General features: G+C 60.6%; 16 protein-coding genes. 5 read left to right on the top strand and 11 right to left on the bottom strand.

Annotated features, from left to right (window positions below; genetic code table 11):
- The first annotated feature begins 29 nt into the window (after nucleotides 1–29).
- Entirely contained in the window at nucleotides 30–881 is an 852-nt protein-coding gene (locus CAF74_RS09080; protein ID WP_085746114.1) for a CAP domain-containing protein, read from the top strand.
- Between the two features lie 45 nt (nucleotides 882–926).
- Here the strand turns inward: CAF74_RS09080 and CAF74_RS09075 are convergent, their stop codons facing one another.
- The 4 genes from CAF74_RS09075 to CAF74_RS09060 form a co-directional block, all read right to left on the bottom strand.
- Nucleotides 927–1,082 (bottom strand): DUF2474 domain-containing protein, encoded by a 156-nt coding sequence (locus tag CAF74_RS09075; protein ID WP_085746113.1) that lies wholly within the window; start codon nucleotides 1,080–1,082, stop codon nucleotides 927–929.
- Complete coding sequence (cydB, locus tag CAF74_RS09070; protein WP_007950588.1) at nucleotides 1,069–2,085, bottom strand: cytochrome d ubiquinol oxidase subunit II; 1,017 nt, start codon at nucleotides 2,083–2,085, stop codon at nucleotides 1,069–1,071. Before cydB ends, CAF74_RS09075 begins: the two co-directional genes overlap by 14 nt.
- A 17-nt stretch (nucleotides 2,086–2,102) precedes the next feature.
- The gene (locus CAF74_RS09065; protein WP_085746270.1) at nucleotides 2,103–3,518 is read right to left on the bottom strand and encodes a cytochrome ubiquinol oxidase subunit I; all 1,416 of its coding nucleotides are present in this window, start codon (nucleotides 3,516–3,518) and stop codon (nucleotides 2,103–2,105) included.
- 109 nt (nucleotides 3,519–3,627) lie between these two features.
- Nucleotides 3,628–5,952: an FdhF/YdeP family oxidoreductase gene (locus CAF74_RS09060; protein WP_085746112.1), complete on the bottom strand. Its 2,325-nt coding sequence runs from the start codon at nucleotides 5,950–5,952 to the stop codon at nucleotides 3,628–3,630.
- Between the two features lie 357 nt (nucleotides 5,953–6,309).
- Here CAF74_RS09060 and moaA point away from each other — a divergent pair, with 357 nt between their 5' ends.
- Both moaA and CAF74_RS09050 read left to right on the top strand, forming a co-directional pair.
- Entirely contained in the window at nucleotides 6,310–7,308 is a 999-nt protein-coding gene (gene moaA, locus CAF74_RS09055; protein ID WP_085746111.1) for a GTP 3',8-cyclase MoaA, read from the top strand.
- A gap of 29 nt (nucleotides 7,309–7,337) precedes the next feature.
- Nucleotides 7,338–8,237 carry a bestrophin family protein gene (locus tag CAF74_RS09050; protein ID WP_085746110.1) on the top strand — a complete coding sequence of 300 codons (900 nt, stop codon included), beginning with the start codon at nucleotides 7,338–7,340 and terminating at the stop codon, nucleotides 8,235–8,237.
- Nucleotides 8,238–8,270: 33 nt separating this feature from the next.
- Here CAF74_RS09050 and CAF74_RS09045 read toward each other — a convergent pair whose 3' ends face one another.
- The 3 genes from CAF74_RS09045 to CAF74_RS09035 all read right to left on the bottom strand — a co-directional run bounded on the left by CAF74_RS09045 (nucleotide 8,271) and on the right by CAF74_RS09035 (nucleotide 11,014).
- Nucleotides 8,271–9,557: an ATP-binding protein gene (locus CAF74_RS09045; protein WP_085746109.1), complete on the bottom strand. Its 1,287-nt coding sequence runs from the start codon at nucleotides 9,555–9,557 to the stop codon at nucleotides 8,271–8,273.
- Nucleotides 9,558–10,265, bottom strand: a complete 708-nt coding sequence (locus CAF74_RS09040; protein WP_085746108.1) for a response regulator — start codon at nucleotides 10,263–10,265, stop codon at nucleotides 9,558–9,560.
- 140 nt (nucleotides 10,266–10,405) lie between these two features.
- On the bottom strand, nucleotides 10,406–11,014 hold the full coding sequence (locus CAF74_RS09035; RefSeq protein WP_064597504.1) for a tRNA-(ms[2]io[6]A)-hydroxylase: 609 nt from the start codon (nucleotides 11,012–11,014) through the stop codon (nucleotides 10,406–10,408).
- Between the two features lie 159 nt (nucleotides 11,015–11,173).
- On the opposite strand from CAF74_RS09035, the gene CAF74_RS09030 reads away from it, so the two are divergent.
- Nucleotides 11,174–12,037 (top strand): universal stress protein, encoded by an 864-nt coding sequence (locus CAF74_RS09030; protein ID WP_085746107.1) that lies wholly within the window; start codon nucleotides 11,174–11,176, stop codon nucleotides 12,035–12,037.
- Between the two features lie 124 nt (nucleotides 12,038–12,161).
- On the opposite strand, the gene CAF74_RS09025 is transcribed toward CAF74_RS09030, so the two are convergent.
- Nucleotides 12,162–12,632, bottom strand: coding sequence for a DUF1289 domain-containing protein (locus CAF74_RS09025; RefSeq protein ID WP_085610662.1), 471 nt, complete (start codon nucleotides 12,630–12,632; stop codon nucleotides 12,162–12,164).
- Nucleotides 12,633–13,101: 469 nt separating this feature from the next.
- On the opposite strand from CAF74_RS09025, the gene acnB reads away from it, so the two are divergent.
- Nucleotides 13,102–15,711 carry a bifunctional aconitate hydratase 2/2-methylisocitrate dehydratase gene (gene acnB / locus CAF74_RS09020; RefSeq protein ID WP_045121882.1) on the top strand — a complete coding sequence of 870 codons (2,610 nt, stop codon included), beginning with the start codon at nucleotides 13,102–13,104 and terminating at the stop codon, nucleotides 15,709–15,711.
- 299 nt (nucleotides 15,712–16,010) lie between these two features.
- Here acnB and CAF74_RS09015 read toward each other — a convergent pair whose 3' ends face one another.
- From CAF74_RS09015 to CAF74_RS09010, 3 genes are all read right to left on the bottom strand, one after another.
- On the bottom strand, nucleotides 16,011–17,291 hold the full coding sequence (locus CAF74_RS09015; RefSeq protein ID WP_085746106.1) for an HAAAP family serine/threonine permease: 1,281 nt from the start codon (nucleotides 17,289–17,291) through the stop codon (nucleotides 16,011–16,013).
- A gap of 255 nt (nucleotides 17,292–17,546) precedes the next feature.
- The gene (locus tag CAF74_RS29240) at nucleotides 17,547–17,717 is read right to left on the bottom strand and encodes a hypothetical protein (RefSeq protein ID WP_007958834.1); all 171 of its coding nucleotides are present in this window, start codon (nucleotides 17,715–17,717) and stop codon (nucleotides 17,547–17,549) included.
- Nucleotides 17,718–17,765: 48 nt separating this feature from the next.
- Entirely contained in the window at nucleotides 17,766–17,960 is a 195-nt protein-coding gene (locus CAF74_RS09010; protein ID WP_007958836.1) for a hypothetical protein, read from the bottom strand.
- Nucleotides 17,961–18,081 lie beyond the last annotated feature (121 nt).

The following is an 18,081-nucleotide window of genomic DNA, read 5'->3' as shown; positions in this document are numbered from 1 at the left end:
TGTGCGCACTCAGCCCAAGGGAGATTTCCATGCGCTTCATGCCATCCGTTCTGCGACTCGCCGCGTTGTCCGTGGGCCTGGCGCTGGCCACTTCGGCCATGGCCACCGACGAGTCGCAATTGATCGAATCGATCAACAGCTACCGCAGCCAGCCGCAGCGTTGTGGCAGCCAGGCGTCCAGTGAATTGCCGCCGCTGTCGGCCGATCCGCGCCTGATTCTGCCGGCCAGCGGTGTGGTGGATTTGCAGCAGGCGATGTCCAGCGCTCGCTACCCGATGGTCAACGTGCAGGCGATTACCCTGAACGGGCCAAGGGATGCGGCGTCGGCGATGAAGGCGATTCAGGAGAGTTTCTGTCAGGTGGTGCTGGATCCGCAGTTCGTCGATATCGGCGTCAGTCGCGCCGACCGTGACTGGCGCATCACCCTCGCCCGACCACTGCTGTCCGCCCGCCTCGGCGACGGTCAGGCGGAAGGCCAGAAACTCCTCGAACAACTCAACGCCGCCCGCGCCCAACCGCGCCAGTGCGGCAGTCAGGCATTCGCAGCGACTGCACCGCTGGCGTGGAACGCGGTGCTCGGTGGCGTTGCCCAGGAGCATAGCCGCGAGATGGCCAACAACAATTATTTCGACCACAAGGACCGCAACGGCGGCACTCCCGGCGACCGCGCGGAACTGGCCGGTTACAGCGGCCAGCAGGTCGGCGAAAACATCGCCGCCGGGCAGGACACGGTGCAGAAAGTCGTTGCCGGCTGGCTCGCCAGCCCCGGCCATTGTGCCAACCTGATGAACCCGCAGTATCGCGAACTGGGCGCTGCCTACGCAGTCGATCCGAAGAGCAGCGCCGGGATTTACTGGACTGCGATGTTTGGCGGGGAGTAAATCCCGCGCAATAAAAACCGGAGCCAGGCTCCGGTTTTTTTATGGTCAATGAGCCCTCATTCCCGCCGCATACATCGCCAGTTTCAGCAGGCTCGCCACCACCGCCAGCGAGACCACGCTGCCCAACCAGATCAGCAGCAGCCAGCCCAGACGCTTGTACCAGGGGCTGGATTTCACCTCACGCGAATCAATGGTAGCCATCGCCAATCCTCACTTTGCCGCGGAACACGTAGTAGCTCCAGAAGGTGTACATCAGGATCACCGGCAGGATGAACAGCGCGCCGATAAGGGCGAACAACTGACTGGTGGCCGGTGAAGCCGCCGCCCACAGGCTGACCGACGGCGGGATGATGTTCGGCCAGATGCTCAGCGCCAGCCCGATGTAACCAAGGAACATCAGCACCAGGGTGAACACGAACGGCCAGTGGGTGTGGCGCTGACGCAGCGAACGCAACAGCCCGAACAGCGCCAGCACCGCCAACACCACCAGCCCGGCGAACACGGTCAGGTGCGCATGGTTGAACCAGCGGCCAGCCAGTTCCGGATGCAGTTGCAGCGTCCACGCGCCGATCACCACCACCATCGCCAGCAGCAGCCACGCCAGCGGACGGCTGTAGTGACGCATCCGCGATTCGAGCATGCCTTCGGTCTTGACCAGCAGCCAGGTGCTGCCGAGCAAGGCGTAAGCAATCACCAGACCGACGCCGCAGACCAGCGGGAACGGCGCCAGCCAGTCGAGACCACCACCGGCGAACTGTCGATCCACCACCGGAATCCCCGCCACATACGCGCCGATCACCACGCCCTGGGAGAACGTCGCCAGCAGCGAACCGCCGATGAATGCCCAATCCCACAGATGACGTTTTTCAGCCGGCGCCTTGAAGCGAAACTCGAACGCCACACCGCGGAAAATCAGCCCTGCGAGCATGAAGATCAGCGGCAGATACAGCGCCTCCAGAATCACCCCGTAAGCCAGCGGAAACGCGCCGTACAACGCCGCGCCGCCGAGCACCAGCCAGGTTTCGTTGCCGTCCCAGACCGGTGCGACGGTGTTCATCATCACGTCGCGTTCCTGCTCGTCGCTGATCATCGGGAACAGGATCCCGAGGCCTAGATCGAAGCCGTCCATGATCACGTACATCATTACCCCGAAGGCAATGATCACGCCCCAGATCAACGAGAGATCGATACCTTGAATACCCATGACTCAACGCTCCTTTTTCAGTGGATCCGGGTCGCGGATTCGAGGTTGTCGGTGACCGCCGACAGTGGCCGGCGCGGGGTCTGCACCTGGGTGCCTTCGGGCGGATGCTCGTGGTGCGGCTGCGGGCCCTTGCTCACCAGTTTCATCATGTAGCCGATGCCCACGGTGAACACCGAGCAGTAGATGACAACGAACAGCGCCAGCGAGGTGCTCATCTGCGCCACCGAGTGATGAGACGCGGCGTCATGGGTTCGCATCAGGCCGTACACCACCCACGGCTGACGCCCGACTTCGGTGGTGATCCAACCCGCCAGCAGCGCGATCAGGCCGCTCGGCCCCATCAGCAGCACCAGCCGCTGGAAGCCGCGATGGCGGTAGACCTTGCCAGTGCGCCGCAACGCCAGCCCCAGCACGCCGACCAGAATCATCAACATGCCCAGCCCGGCCATCACGCGGAAGCTCCAGAAAATCACGGTCGAATTCGGCCGGTCTTCTTTCGGGAAGCTCTTGAGTGCCGGGATCTGCTTGTCGAGGCTGTGGGTGAGGATCAGGCTGCCGAGGTACGGAATCTCGATCGCGTATTTGGTCTTCTCCGCCTGCATGTCCGGGATGCCGAACAGCACCAGCGGGGTCGGCCCGTTGTCGGCGTTTTCCCAGTGGCCCTCGATGGCGGCGATTTTTGCCGGTTGGTGTTCCAGAGTGTTCAAGCCATGGGCGTCACCGACCACCGCTTGAATCGGCGCGACGATCAGCGCCATCCACAGCGCCATGGAGAACATCTTGCGCACCGGTTGGGTGTCGTTGCCACGCAGTAAATGCCAGGCCGCCGAAGCGCCGACAAAGAACGCCGTGGCGACGAATGCGGCAATCGCCATATGCGCCAGACGGAACGGAAACGACGGGTTGAACACGATCGCCAGCCAGTCCAGCGGCATCACTCGACCGTCAACGATTTCGAAGCCTTGCGGAGTCTGCATCCAGCTGTTGGAGGCAAGAATCCAGAAGGTCGAGATCAGCGTGCCGATGGCGACCATCACCGTGGCAAAGAAGTGCAACCCTCGGCCGACGCGGTTCCAGCCGAACAGCATCACCCCGAGGAACCCGGCCTCGAGGAAGAACGCGGTCAGCACTTCATAGGTCAGCAACGGCCCGGTGACGCTGCCGGCAAAGTCAGAGAATCCGCTCCAGTTGGTGCCGAACTGGTACGCCATGACCAGCCCCGAGACCACGCCCATGCCGAAGTTGACGGCGAAGATCTTCGACCAGAAGTGGTAGAGATCGCGGTAAGTGTCGTTACGGGTTTTCAGCCACAGGCCTTCGAGCACCGCCAGGAAACTCGCGAGACCAATGGTGATCGCCGGGAAAATGATGTGGAACGAAACCGTGAACGCGAATTGAATTCGCGCCAGGTCCAGTGCCTCCAGGTTGAACATGATGATGTCCTCATCCAGGCTGAAAAGCGGCAGCACACGGCCGGGCCACCGCCAGGCGCGAACGCCTGCAGCCAGTCAAAATGCAAAAGGGTTGGATCGCGTGAGTCGGCTACGCCACCGACGACGGGATCAGGTTGCTCGCCTCGGCCGCTTCGAGGCGGATCGCCACGAACTTGGAGGTCGGCGTGTAGGTGCGATCACCGTAGCTTTCCAGCGGCACCAGCGGATTGGTTTCCGGGTAGTACGCGGCAGCCTGCCCGGCCGGAATGTCGTAGGCGATCAGGGTGAAACCGCTGACCCGACGCTCACGCTCGTCATCCCACAGCGCTACCAGATCAACCTTCTGTCCCGGTTCAAAACCGAGCCGGCGGATGTCCTGCTCGTTGGCGAACACCACGTCGCGCATCCCGTATACACCGCGATAACGGTCGTCGAGGCCGTACAGCGTGGTGTTGTACTGATCGTGAGACCGCATGGTTTGCAGGATCAGATGCGGTTTGACCGGCAGGTTGCGCACGCCTTCGCTGATCAGATGTTCCGGCAGCACACACGGGGTGAACTGGGCCTTGCCGGATTCGGTTTTCCAGATCCGGTCGGAAGCGTTGTTGCCGAGGTGGAAACCACCCGGGATCAGCAGCTTCTCGTTGAAATTCTCGAAGCCCGGAATCACGTCGGCGATCAGGTTGCGGATGCGCCCGTAGTCGCCCACCGCCCATTCCCAATCGATCGGGTGCTTGCCCAAAGTGGCGGCGGCGATCCCGGCAATGATCGCCGGCTCGGATTTCAGATGGGCCGACTTCGGCTTCAGTTGGCCGAACGACAAGTGCACCATGCTGAAGGTGTCTTCCACCGTCACGCCTTGCGGGCCTTCGGCCTGGACGTCGATGTCGGTACGGCCGAGGCACGGCAGAATCAACGCATCACGCCCGGTCACCAGATGGCTGCGGTTGAGTTTGGTCGAGATATGCACGCTCAGGTCGAGTTTGCGCATCGCGGCGTGGGTGCGCGGGGTGTCCGGCGTAGCTTGAGCGAAGTTGCCGCCGAGCCCGATAAACACCTTGGCTTCGCCACGTTCCATGGCACCAATCGCCATGACCGTGTTGTGGCCGTGCATCCGCGGCACTTTGAAGTTGAAGCGTTTTTCCAGGGCGTCCATCAGCTCGGTCGGGGCCAGTTCGTTGATGCCCATGGTGCGGTCGCCCTGCACGTTACTGTGGCCGCGCACCGGCGACAGCCCGGCACCCGGACGGCCGACATTGCCGCGCAGCAGTTGCAGGTTGATGACTTCCTGCAGGGTCGGCACCGAGTGCACGTGTTGGGTCAGGCCCATGGCCCAGCACATGATCACGCTCTTGGCCCGGGCATACATGCGCGCTGCCAGTTCGATGTCATGCAGCGGCACACCGGACTGCTCGACGATGTGCTCCCAGCTCGTGGCATCGACTTCAGCCAGATAGCTGTCGAGACCCGACGTGTGCTCGGCAATGAACGCGTGATCGAACACCGGTTCGCCGCCAGTGGCCTGGGCTTCGCGCTCCCACTCCAGCAGGAACTTGGCCATGCCGCGAATCATCGCCATGTCGCCGCCCAGTGCCGGACGGAAGTACGCGGTGTTGGTCGCTTCCCAGCCGTTGCTGAGCATCTCGATCGGGTTTTGCGGGTTCTGGAAACGCTCCAGTCCACGCTCCTTGAGCGGGTTGATGCACACCACTTGAGCGCCTCGTTTCACCGCTTCTCGCAGCGGTTCGAGCATGCGCGGGTGGTTGGTGCCAGGGTTCTGGCCGATGACGAAAATCGCGTCGGCATGGTGCAGGTCTTCATAGACCACCGTGCCTTTGCCGACGCCCAGGCTCTCGCCCATGCTCACCGCGCTGGCTTCGTGGCACATGTTCGAGCAGTCCGGGAAGTTGTTGGTGCCATAGGCGCGGACGAACAACTGATAGAGAAACGCCGCTTCGTTGCTTGCGCGACCCGAGGTGTAGAACTCGGCCTCGTGGGGCGATTTCAGGCCTTTGAGGTGTTTGGCAATCAGTGTAAAGGCGTCATCCCAGGTGGTTTCGACATAGCGGTCGACCCGTGCGTCGTAGCGCATCGGGTGGGTGATCCGCCCCTGATATTCGAGCCAGTAATCGCTTTGTTCGGCCAGCGTCGAGACCGTGTACTTGTTGAAGAACGCCGGATCGACCAGGCGGCCGGTGGCTTCCCAGTTCACCGCTTTGGCGCCGTTCTCGCAGAACTTCAGCATGCTCGCACCGGGCGCTTCACCCCAGGCGCAACCGGGGCAGTCGAAGCCGCCGTTCTGGTTGGTCTTGAGCATGGCGCGGATGTTTTTCAGGGCGTTTTCACTGCCCAGCCAGTTCTTGGTGAGGCTGATGACAGCGCCCCAACCCGCAGCGGCGCCCTTGTAGGGTTTGTAACGGTCGACTTGTGACATGGGACTTCTCCATGACGATGCACACAGGCAAAAACCTGATCGGGTTTAAACAGCGACGACTGACTTTCAAGTTAAAAAAGCGGTCGTTTCGTTTGACGGGGCCAAGGATAGGAACCGCTGCAAAAACTTGTCTAATCGCTATTAATGACTGCGTTATCGAAAGCATCTATCACGGACTTAAACCCTTTGAATACGGGCACTTGCAAAACTAAGAAGCGATAAATCCGGAATAATTATTTCATCATCGACAGCATCAATCGGCCGGTCATTAAGAGTGATTGGACGCTGTCTCAAGTTGCTCATAACCTGCACCGACCCGATCCCTTTAATAACGGATCTCACCCAAGCGAGGCTGTCATGTCAGAGCGCGTCTTGATCGATGGTTACAACCGCCGCGTCGACTATCTGCGCATGTCGGTCACCGACCGCTGCGACTTTCGCTGCGTGTATTGCATGGCCGAAGACATGCAGTTCCTGCCGCGCCAACGGGTGCTGACGCTGGAGGAGATCTATCAACTGGCGCAGAGCTTCGTTGCGCTGGGCACCCGCAAGATCCGCTTGACCGGTGGTGAGCCGCTGATTCGCCCGGGCGTCGTCGGGTTGTGCAAGCAGATCGCCGCCCTGCCCGGCCTGCGCGAACTGTGCCTGACCACCAACGGCTCGCAGCTCGGCAAACTCGCCAGTCCGCTGTTCGACGCCGGGGTCAAACGCCTCAACGTCAGTCTCGACAGTCTTGATGCCGAGCGCTTCAAGCAGATGACCCGCACCGGTGACCTGACCCAGGTGATCGACGGCATCGACGCCGCGCGCGCCGCCGGATTTACCCGCACTAAACTCAACTGCGTGGTGATGCAGGGCCGCAACGATCACGAGATCAACGATCTGGTGCAGTTCGCCATGGAGCGGGATCTGGACATTTCCTTCATCGAGGAAATGCCGCTGGGGATCATCAGCGAACACAGCCGCGCCGAGTCGTTCTTTTCCAGCACCCAGGTGCGCGAAAAGATCGCCGAGCGCTACACCCTGATCGACTCCGCCGAGTCGACTCAGGGCCCGTCGCGCTACTGGCGGCTGGCGGAAGCGCCGCACATCCGGCTGGGGTTCATCTCCCCCCACAGCCACAACTTCTGCGGCACCTGCAATCGGGTGCGGCTGACCGTCGAGGGGCGTTTGCTACTGTGTCTGGGGAACGAGCATTCGGTGGATCTGAAAGCGGTGCTGCGGGCCCACCCGGGTCAACCGGAGCGGCTTGAGAAAGCCATCATCGAAGCGATGAAACTCAAGCCTTACCGGCATAACTTTGAAGTGAACGACGACGTGCAAGTGGTGCGTTTCATGAACATGACCGGCGGCTGATCCGCCACGTTTGCAAGGCAGAGAGCCGCATGATCATCCGACCCAAGGTCAATCAATTCGCCATTCTCTTCACCCTCAAGGGCTCGATTGCCAAGCGCATCGCCCTGCGCACCCTGATGGTCACACTGCTGGCGTCGGCCATCGTGCTGGTGGAAATGCTCCACCCGAGCAACTTCACCAAAGTCAACGCCACGCCGTTCACCCTGCTCGGCCTGTCGCTGTCGATCTTCATGAATTTTCGCAACAACGCCTGCTACGACCGCTGGTACGAAGCGCGCAAGGCCTGGGGCGAAGTGATCGTGCATGTGCGTTCGGTGATTCGCGAGACCCATGTGATCCGCGAATCGGCCCAGCGTCGGTTATTGCTGCTTAACCTTTGTGGTTTCGCCCACGCGCTGAATGCGCGACTGCGCCGGGAAGACGAAGCCGCCGCCAGCGCTCAATGGATCACCCCGCAACACGATGCGCAGGTGCCGGATTACAGCGGGCGGATCCTGCAAACCGTCGGCCAGCAATGTTCCGATCTGCATGAAGCGGGCGATCTCAGCGAATGGCGCTACATGCTGCTGGCCAATCACCTGACCAGCCTGACCCAGGCGCAGGCCGTGTGCGAGCGGATCAAGAACACGCCGCTGCCCTTCCCTTACACCCTGCTGCTGCACCGCACAATTTACCTGTTCTGCATCCTGCTGCCGTTCGCCATGGCCGAACCGCTGGGGTGGCTGACGCCGCTGTTCACGGCGATTGTCAGCTACACCTTCTTCGGCCTGGATGCGATTGCCGATGAACTGGAAGACCCGTTCGGCCGGGATGAAAACGATTTGCCGACCGATGCGCTGGTGCGGGGTATCGAGCGGGATATTCTCTCGGAGCTGGGGACTGAGCCGTTGCCGCCGGCGCTGAAACCGGTGGACTACGTCCTCAGTTAATCAACTGCCTCCCCTTCCGGGGAGGGAGACTCATCAATCCAGATGCGCCCAGGTCATGCGGAACGAAGCGCCGCCCCACGGCGAGTCGCCGACCTCGACCTGCCCGCCATGGGATTGCGACACCCGTCGCACCAGCGCCAGGCCAAGTCCGAAACCACCCGTGCGGCGGTCGCGGCTGGCGTCCAGGCGCGAGAACGGTTCGAAGATTTTCTCCCGCCCTGCCAGCGGCACACCCGGCCCGTCGTCGTTGACCTGAACTTCGTACTGATCGCCGATGCGCACCAGCGACACTTCGACCCGCTGCTCGGCATAACGAATGGCATTGCGCAGCAGATTGATCACCGCACGCGCCATGAACCGCGGTTCGATCCGCACTTCATCGACCCGGCAATCTACGATCAACAGCTGCACCCCGGCGGCCTCGGCTTCCAGCGCCACGCTGCCGACCACGCTGTCGAGCCAGTTGGCAGCCTGAATGTTTTCGCGGGTGATCACCGTCGCGCCGCGTTCGAGGCTGGCGTAGGTCAGCAGCTCGGAGACCATTTCTTCCAGCTCGCCGAGGTCGGCGTACATGTCGGCGATCAGTTCGCGGTTCTGGCTGGCGTCCGGTTGTTGCTTGAGCTGGTCGAGTTCGAACGACAACCGGGCAATCGGCGTGCGCAGTTCGTGGGAGACCGCGTTGGTCAGTTCGCGCTGATTGGCGATCAGGCCTTCGATGCGCGCCGCCATCAGGTTGAAGTGACCGGCGAGGTCGCGGATGTTGGAACGTTTGGACAGCTGGATCCGCACCGAGAGGTCGTTGTCGCCGAAGCGCTCGGCGGCCAGGCGCAGTTTTTCCAGATCGCGCCAGTGCGGGCGAACCCAGAAGTACAAAACGATGCCGAGCAGCACCGCCAACATCATATAGGCCCCGGCTATGTAGAACGGCATCAGGCTCGGCTCGGGCGGCAGCTTGATGCTGAGCAACTGCGAACCACCGTCGATGTTGCTGATGAACTGGGTGTAATCGTCGCGGATCACCAGCAGATCCTGAGCCAGTTCGGCTTTTTCCTGATCGTTGAGGTTCAGTTGGTCAGCCTCGATCAGGCTCAACGTCAGCCCGTAGTGCGGCCGCAACGCCTCCAGTTGCGCCTCGCGCGCCGCGCCCTGCTGGTCGCGCATGTGTTCGACCAGCGACCACGCTTGGCCGCGAACCGCCTCACGGTTGTAGGCCTGCATCTGGTTGTCGAGCAAAGCGTTGAAGGTGTGCTCGACGGTTTGCAGCGCCGCCACCAGCCCGACGGTCATCACCAGAAACAGCCCGAGAAATAACCGCAGCATCTACAACTCCCACGCGAACGGATTGAACAGATAACCCTTGCCCCACACGGTCTTGATGCAGACCGGCTCGCGAGGGTTGTCCTTGAGTTTGTTGCGCAACTTGCTGATGTACACGTCGACGCTGCGGTTGAGGCCATCGAAGGCGATGCCGCGCATGCGGTTGAGAATGTCATCGCGCGACAGGATCTTGCCGGCGGCGCTGGCCAGCAGCCACAGCAGCTCGAATTCCATGGTGGTCAGTTCGATCAGCTCGCCCGCCAGACGCACTTCGCGGCAGCTGCGGTCGATGATCAGGTTGCCGAACTCCAGCGAACTCACTACGCCGCTTTCCGGGACTTGCCGGCGTTGCAAGGCACGCAGGCGCGCGAGTAAAACAGGTGGCTTGATCGGTTTGATCACGTAGTCGTCGGCCCCGGACTCCAGGCCCAGAATATGGTCGAGGTCGTCTTCCTTGGCGGTCAGGATGACAATCGGTGTGTCCGACACGCTGCGGATTTCCCGGCACACGTGCAGGCCGCTCTGCCCCGGCAGCATCAGGTCGAGCACCACCACTTTGGGCTTGAATTCGAGAAACGCGGCCACGGCCAGATCGCCGCGATGCACCGTGCGAACCTCGTAGCCGTGTTGTTCGAGAAAGTGAGCGATCAGCGTGGCCAGCCGCTCATCGTCTTCCACCAGCAGGACTCTGCCAAAACCCAGGTTATCCATAACAACCGCCGCCAACCGCTTTGTGAAGTGGGCGACATTATGCGGGCATTCAATGGCGAGACGTTTATCGCAGGCAGCAAAAACCGGCCTCTGGGGCCGGTTTTCGTTGATGTTTCATACTCTTAAGAGTTTTTAACAATTCATGCCGCGACGGGTACGCCACTGTGGAAACGGAATTCCTCGTCCGGTGACTCGATCAGGTCCTGCTCGGCGGCGCGGACTTTCTCGATCACCTGGGCGATGTCCTTGGCGTCACCGTACTGGTAGGCCAGTTTCAGATAACCCTGGAAATGCCGGGCCTCGCTTTTCAGCAGGCCGAAGTAGAACTTGCCGAGTTCTTCGTCCAGATGCGGCACCAGCGCTTCGAATCGCTCGCAACTGCGCGCTTCGATAAAGGCGCCGACCACCAGGGTGTCGACCAGTTTCACCGGTTCGTGGCTGCGCACCACTTTGCGCAGGCTCGAGGCATAACGGCCGGCGTGCAGCTGGCGCAGTTCGATCTTGCGTCGCTTCATGATGCGCATCACCTGCTCGTGGTGCACCAGTTCTTCCCGGGCCAGACGCGACATCATGTTGATCAGATCGACGTGGGAATGGTACTTGGCGATCAGGCTCAACGCGGTGCTGGCGGCCTTGAACTCGCAGTTCTTGTGGTCGATCAGCAGGGTTTCCTGATCGGCCAGCGCGGCTTCAACCCAGGCGTCAGGCGTGCGGCAACCAAGGAATTCGTGGATTTCGGGAAGGATCATGGGGCTCACGGTCAAAAGGTGTTCGAGCGAAGGGCGCCGATTATACCGGCCTGCCCGCAGACCACCAGCGGCCTGCGTTGATATGCATCAAGTCGCAGACGGATGCGCAGCAACTATAGTTGTGCAACGCCGTGCCTTTTCATTGCTGGAGACTCACTCATGCAAGCCATTCGCAGCATTCTGGTGGTCATCGAACCCGAACACGCGGAAAGCCTGGCGCTCAAGCGCGCCAAGCTGATCGCCGGGGTGACCCAGGCCCATCTGCACCTGCTGGTCTGCGACAAGAAGCACGATCACGCCAGTATGCTCAGCGTGCTCAAGGCCGCGCTTTTGGCGGACGGCTACAGCGTCACCACCGAACAGGCGTGGAACGAGAGCCTGCACGAAACCATCATCGACGTGCAGCAGGCCGAAGGCTGCGGACTGGTGATCAAGCAGCACTTCCCCGACAGCTCGTTGAAGAAGGCCCTGCTGACCCCGGCGGACTGGAAACTGCTGCGCCACTGCCCTACTCCCGTGCTGCTGGTGAAAACCGCCGGTTCGTGGAAGGACAAAGTGATTCTGGCAGCGGTCGACGTCGGCAATGCCGATGGCGAACACCGTCATCTGCACACCACGATCATCGACCACGGCTTCGACATCGCCAGCCTGGCCAAGGGGCATCTGCACGTGATTACCGCCCATCCGTCACCGATGCTGTCGGCGGCGGACCCGACGTTCCAGCTCAAGGAAACCATCGAGGCGCGCTATCGCGAGCAATGCCGGGCGTTTCAGGCTGAATTCGACATCGATGACGCTCACTTACACGTCGAGGAAGGCCCGGCGGATGTGTTGATTCCGTTCATGGCGCACAAGCTGCAAGCGGCGGTGACCGTGATTGGCACCGTGGCGCGCAGCGGTGTGTCGGGAGCGTTGATCGGCAATACGGCCGAACAGGTGCTGGATCAATTGGAGAGTGATGTGCTGGTGCTCAAACCCCAAGAGGTTGAAGACCATTTGGTGGAGTTGGCGGTGAAGCATTAAGTATTAGGGCGCCTGTAAGGCCGTTATCGCTGGCAAGCCAGCTCCCACAGGGACTTAGGTGTGCACTCCAGAGAGAGCTTTACACCATTATTGTGGGAGCTGGCTTGCCAGCGATAGCAATAGGTCAGTCGCCGAGGGCGTCCTTGAGGAAACCGGGTGCGATGTAGCGCTGATAGTGCGCTTCCGACAGCAGGAAAAATTCCCGATCAATGGCATCTCGCAGTTCCGGCAGGTTCCAGTCGCGAAACTCCGGCAGTAGCACCATCCCGTAGGCTTCCAGATTAATGATCACCCGCGCGCCCCGGGCGATCAGCTGATACGCCCAGCAATATTCCGATTGATGCGGCACGAAGCGGATCTTGCGCTGTTCCAGCTGATGGCGCAGGCGCGCCGGATCGAAGACCTCGACCTTGCTCGCCATCACTTGTGACAGCAATTGCTCAAGACGCAGCCACACCGCGCGCTTTTCTTCCTCGTTGTAACCATTCCAGTGGATCACTTCGTGGTGGAAACGCTTGCAGCCACGGCACACCAGGTCACCGTAAACGGTGGAGCAGAGGCCGACGCAGGGGGTCTTGATGGTCTGATTGGGCATAGGATGGGCAAAACACTTGAAACGCGGAACAGGTCGGCATGTTAGCCCTTTGTCCGCCATTCATCACCCCTCAAACGTCAGGGACAAGCGCTGGATCAAGGTTTGCCCGAGCCGCGCACAACGCAACCAAAGTCCAATAGAGCGCGACTTACCTTTAAATTTTTTTTGCCGTAGAATCAGCCAGCCTTTTTAGGCGCCAATGTCCGTTAGAAGCTGTTTTCAAAGCGTCACGAGCACAGTCGTTCCTTCAGAGCGGTGTTGGCGTAAGGTTTTTCCAGCGGGGAAAAGCCAAACGCCAACCCTCATCAGCTCCCCGTTCTGCAGGCGTAAAACTTTGAAAGCAGCTTCTGTAAGGAATGCCCGGTAATTCTGGCTAAGCGGCCCACAACGCCACGCAGCGCATGAGTACGAGCATTTCGGGATGAGCGTCCCGGACACCCATTTGGGACCACTGATGAGGGTAATAACTGTGCTTGAAGCCTACCGCAAACATATCGAAGAGCGTGCAGCCCTGGGTATCGTTCCCCAGCCGCTTAACGCCGAACAAACTGCAGGCCTGGTCGAGCTGCTGAAGAATCCTCCGGCTGGCGAAGAAGCTTTCCTCGTTGACCTGATCACCAATCGCGTACCACCAGGAGTGGACGAAGCCGCCTACGTCAAGGCCGGTTTCCTCTCCGCACTGGCCAAGGGCGAAGTCTCCTCCCCTCTGCTGGACAAGAAGCGCGCTGTAGAACTGCTCGGCACCATGCAGGGCGGCTACAACATCGTGACCCTGGTTGAACTGCTGGACGACGCCGAGCTGGCGCCAGTGGCCGCCGAAGAACTCAAGCACACCCTGCTGATGTTCGATGCCTTCCACGACGTGGCTGAAAAAGCCAAGAACGGCAACGTTCACGCCAAGGCCGTGCTGCAATCCTGGGCTGACGGCGAGTGGTTCAAGAAGCGCCCTGTGCTGGCCGACAAGATCAGCCTGCGCGTCTTCAAGGTGACCGGCGAAACCAACACCGACGACCTGTCCCCTGCCCCAGACGCCTGGTCGCGTCCCGACATCCCGCTGCACGCCCTGGCCATGCTGAAAATGGCCCGTGACGGCATCGTTCCGGACGAGCAAGGCAAGACCGGCCCGATGAAGCAGATCGAAGAAATGCGCGGCCAGGGCTTCCCTATCGCCTACGTCGGTGACGTGGTCGGTACCGGTTCCTCGCGTAAATCGGCGACCAACTCGGTGCTGTGGTTCTTCGGCGACGACATCCCTTACGTGCCGAACAAGCGCGCTGGCGGTTTCTGCTTCGGCAGCAAAATCGCTCCGATCTTCTACAACACCATGGAAGATGCCGGCGCACTGCCAATCGAGTTCGACGTATCGAACATGAACATGGGCGACGTGATCGACCTGTACCCGCACGCAGGCAAAGTCTGCAAGCACGGTACCGACGAAGTCATCACCACCTTCGAAATGAAGACCCCGGTCCTGCTGGACGAAGTCCGCGCCGGCGGCCGTATCCCGCTGATCATCGGCCGTGGCCTGACCGAGAAGGCTCGCGCCGAACTGGGTCTGCCAGCGTTCGACCTGTTCAAGAAGCCGGAAGCACCGGCTGAAAGCACCAAGGGCTTCACCCTGGCGCAGAAAATGGTCGGCAAGGCTTGCGGTCTGGCAGAAGGCAAAGGCGTTCGTCCTGGCACCTACTGCGAACCGAAGATGACCACCGTAGGTTCTCAGGACACCACAGGTCCAATGACCCGTGACGAACTGAAAGACCTGGCGTGCCTGGGCTTCTCCGCTGATCTGGTGATGCAGTCCTTCTGCCACACCGCGGCTTATCCGAAGCCGATCGACGTGACCACCCACCACACCCTGCCTGACTTCATCATGACCCGCGGCGGTGTTTCCCTGCGTCCGGGCGACGGCATCATCCACTCGTGGCTGAACCGCATGCTGCTGCCGGACACCGTAGGTACCGGTGGTGACTCGCACACCCGTTTCCCGATGGGCATCTCGTTCCCGGCCGGTTCCGGTCTGGTCGCGTTCGCCGCTGCCACCGGCGTCATGCCGCTGGACATGCCGGAATCGATCCTGGTGCGCTTCAAAGGCAAAATGAAACCTGGCATCACCCTGCGTGACCTGGTTCACGCCATTCCTTACTTCGCCATCCAGAACGGTCTGCTGACCGTCGAGAAGAAAGGCAAGAAAAACGCCTTCTCCGGCCGCATCCTGGAAATCGAAGGCCTGGAAGGTCTGACCCTGGAACAGGCGTTCGAACTGTCCGACGCCTCGGCCGAACGTTCGGCTGCCGGTTGCACCATCAAGCTGTCGAAAGAGTCGATCACCGAGTACCTGCAGTCCAACGTCACCCTGCTGCGCTGGATGATCGGCGAAGGCTACGGCGATGCGCGTACCCTGGAGCGTCGTGCCCAAGCGATGGAAGCCTGGATCGCCAACCCGCAACTGATGGAAGCCGATGCCGACGCCGAATACGCCGAAGTCATCGAAATCGATCTGGCCGACATCAGCGAGCCTGTACTGTGCGCGCCGAACGATCCGGACGACGCCCGTCTGCTGTCCAGCGTTGCTGGCGAGAAGATCGACGAAGTGTTCATCGGTTCGTGCATGACCAACATCGGTCACTTCCGCGCTGCCGGTAAACTGCTGGATCAGGTCAAAGGTCAGCTGCCAACCCGTCTGTGGCTGTCGCCGCCGACCAAGATGGACGCTCACCAACTGACCGAAGAAGGCTACTACGGCATCTACGGCAAGGCCGGCGCCCGCATGGAAATGCCAGGCTGCTCGCTGTGCATGGGTAACCAGGCACGCGTTGAGCCGAACAGCACCGTGGTGTCGACGTCGACCCGTAACTTCCCGAACCGTCTGGGCGACGGCGCGAACGTCTACCTGGCTTCGGCTGAGCTGGCGTCCGTTGCTTCGATCCTGGGTCGCCTGCCGACCGTCGAGGAGTACATGGAATACGCTGGCAAGATCGACAGTATGGCGGCCGACGTTTACCGCTACCTGTCCTTCGACCAGATTGCCGAGTTCCGTGAAGCTGCTGCGAACGCCAAGATCCCTGTCGTTCAAGCCTAACGCTGCAACGCAATGAAAAACGCCGCCCATCGCGAGATGAGCGGCGTTTTTTTTATGCCTACCGAGTAAGGCCTATCCCCGCGTTGATCGTTCCCACGCTCCGCGTGGGAATGCAGCCAAGGACGCTCTGCGTCCCGAACCGTGACGCAGAGCGTCACAAGAGGCATTCCCACGCAGACGGTTCGACGCCTCGACGTGGGAACGATCAATCACAAACCATACAGGCACAAAAAAGGCCGACCTGCGAGGCAGGTCGGCCTTTCTGTTTCACAAGATCAAACGGGATCCTGTGTTGAACCTCAAGCAGTCAGCGAGTAGATCAACGCCGAAATCGCCACCAGACCCACTGCGGTGACAAACACGTTCGACATCTGCCCACGATAACGGGCCATCGCTGGCACTTTGCGGATCGCGTACATCGGCATCAGGAACAGGATCGCCGCGATGACCGGGCCACCGATGGTTTCAATCATGCCGAGGATGCTCGGGTTCAGGGTCGCCACGATCCAGCACACTACCAGCATGAACGCCGCCACAATGCGATCCAGCGACTTGGCGCCCGGACGCTTGCCGCTTTTGACGATCAAGCCTTTCAGGCCTTCGCTGGCACCGATGTAGTGACCGAGGAACGACTTGGAGATCGCCACGAACGCAATCAGCGGCGCCGCGAACGCGATGGTCGGGTTGCTGAAGTGGTTGGCCAGGTACGACAGGATCGACAGGTTCTGCGCCTTGGCTTCCGCCAGTTGCTCCGGCGACAGGGTCAGTACGCAGCTGAACACGAAGAACAGCACCATTACCACCATCAGCAGATGGGCGCGGGACAGGATCTGCGAGCTGCGCTCGTCAGCGTGAACGCCATAACGACGCTTCTGATCCACCGCAAATGCCGAGATGATCGGCGAGTGGTTGAACGAGAACACCATCACCGGAATCGCCAGCCACAGCGTGTGCAGCAGCGCCGACGGTGCCGGCACTTGCGAAGCGGTGGTCAGGATGCCGCCGTTCCAGTGCGGAATCAGGTACACCGCCAGGAACAGCAGCGCGACGATGAACGGATACACCATCAGGCTCATGGCCTTGACGATCACTTGCTCGCCGCAGCGCACCACGGCCAGCAGGCCGAGGATCAGCACGAACGACAGCAGCGCGCGCGGTGGCGGCGTGATGTGCAGTTGGTGTTCGAGGAAACTGGCGACCGTGTTGGTCAGGCCGACGCTGTAGATCAGCAGGATCGGGAAGATCGCGAAGAAGTACAGCAGAGTGATCAGCGCGCCGGCCTTGATGCCGAAATGCTGTTCCACCACGTCAGTGATGTCGGCGCCTTCGCGACCGGAAAGCACGAAGCGGGTCAGGCCGCGGTGTGCGTAGAACGTCATCGGGAAGGCCAGCAGCGCGAGGATCACCAGCGGCCAGAAGCCACCCAGACCTGCATTGATCGGCAAAAACAGGGTACCGGCGCCGATGGCCGTCCCGAACAGTCCCAACATCCAGGTAGTGTCATGGCGATTCCAGCTCGACAGTTCGGCTGGTGCTGCCGCCTCAAAGCGTTGTTCGACGCTATTGGCCTGATCATTCATCCGGTCGGATCTCCGCATTCCGGTCACTTGCCACTCGGTCAGGACGCGTCGGAAAAAACCGACAGACATGCTCCGGCCGAAACAGGGGCGCGATTCTCCGCGATAAATGAGCAGAAGCAAAGACTTAGCTGAGGAATGGTTGTACGGAGCAGATCGGAGGCTTGTCGCTTTTGGGAAAAAGCCTGTCGGCGCCAGATACGCGACATGTCGTTTTATGACATGCACCGGCGCCGAATGAGCCATGGGAAAGCCCGATCAGATCGATCGGGCCAATATGAAGCCGAGGAACATGCAAAAGATGCCCAGACCCATCAACCCCCAGATCGGGCGCATTTCTTTCCTGTCTTTGATACGTATTTTTTCGGCCCACTCATCGTGTTCCCGTTCCAGTTGTTCCATTCTGGCTTTGGCGTCATAGGTGCTCATGTTGATTTCCTTTTGGGTCATGTGTCTGAAGATTGCGAAAACGAACGCTCAAAACTTGAAAAAGACGCCTGCCAATGCCGCGCTTGCCGTCAACACGCCGGCCACCACCGCAACCGGATAAAAATACGTCTCCCACTTCAGCTTCTTCTGTTCCGCCATAAGCTTCTGCCGCTCAGCTATCAGTTTTCGCGTTTCGTTATGCAGCCTGTCGAGTTCCAGGTTTTCGCGGTTGTTCTGAAGCATTGGCCTTCCTTGGCTGATGGCAATTTCCGTCCGGATTACTGCTTCGTCATGAAGAACGCATCCCGTCCTGCTCTCTATAATTCCGCGCTTCTCACCCCGCCGTATAGCGGATGAATCCGGC

The organism is Pseudomonas sp. R45(2017) (assembly GCF_002112305.1).
GTDB lineage: Bacteria > Pseudomonadota > Gammaproteobacteria > Pseudomonadales > Pseudomonadaceae > Aquipseudomonas > Aquipseudomonas paraglycinae.
Note: the sequence above shows the minus strand (reverse complement) of the source record. Positions and strands in the feature narration are given on the sequence as shown.